We start from the raw sequence: 731 nt of genomic DNA on the forward strand, positions 1-731 counted from the left end.
CCTCGCGTCGCGCAGCCGGCGTCTCGTCTCGATCTGCAGCGGCGCGTTCGTGCTCGCCGCGCTCGGTGTGCTCGACGGCCGCCGCGCCACCACGCACTGGAAGTTCGCCGACGACCTCGCCCGGCGGCATCCGGCCATCGACGTCCAGCCCGATGCGATCTTCGTGCGCGACGGCGACGTCGCCACCTCGGCGGGAGTCGCCGCAGGCATCGACCTGGCGCTCGCGATGGTCGAGGACGACCACGGCAGCGACGTGGCGCGCCAGGTCGCGCAGCTGCTGCTGGTGTACCTGCAGCGGTCGGGAGGCCAGTCGCAGTTCTCAGCGTCGCTGCGGGCGCGCGCGCCGCACCACAGCATCGTGCGCCAGGTCACCGACCTCATCGACGCCGACCCGTCGAGCAGCTACACCGTCGCCGCCCTCGCCCGGCACGCGAACGTCAGCGTGCGGCACCTCAGCCGGTTGTTCCGCGAGGAGCTCGGCGCCTCACCGGCCGAGTACGTCGCCGGGCTGCGGTTCGACCTGGCACGGTCGCAGCTCGAGAGCGGATGCTCCGTGGCGCAGTCCGCACTCGACGCCGGCTTCCCCAGCGCCGAGGCCCTGCGCCGCGCATTCATCGCGCGGCTCGGCATCTCGCCGTCGCAGTACCAGCGCCGGTTCCGCACCACGGCGCACGAGCCGGTGACGACGGATGCCCCGCTCCGAGCTCTGCGCCCGACCGGCTGACCGCGCG

1 protein-coding gene is annotated in these 731 nt (G+C 73.7%); it reads left to right on the plus strand.

The genetic code is table 11. From position 1 onward, the window contains the following. Positions 1-724, plus strand: a 724-nt coding sequence (locus tag GH736_RS23800) for a GlxA family transcriptional regulator (RefSeq protein WP_159607568.1), incomplete at its 5' end; no start/stop codon positions are given. Between the last annotated feature and the right edge of the window lie 7 nt (positions 725-731).

The sequence above is a fragment of the Agromyces humi genome (genome assembly GCF_009720255.1).
GTDB lineage: Bacteria > Actinomycetota > Actinomycetes > Actinomycetales > Microbacteriaceae > Agromyces > Agromyces humi.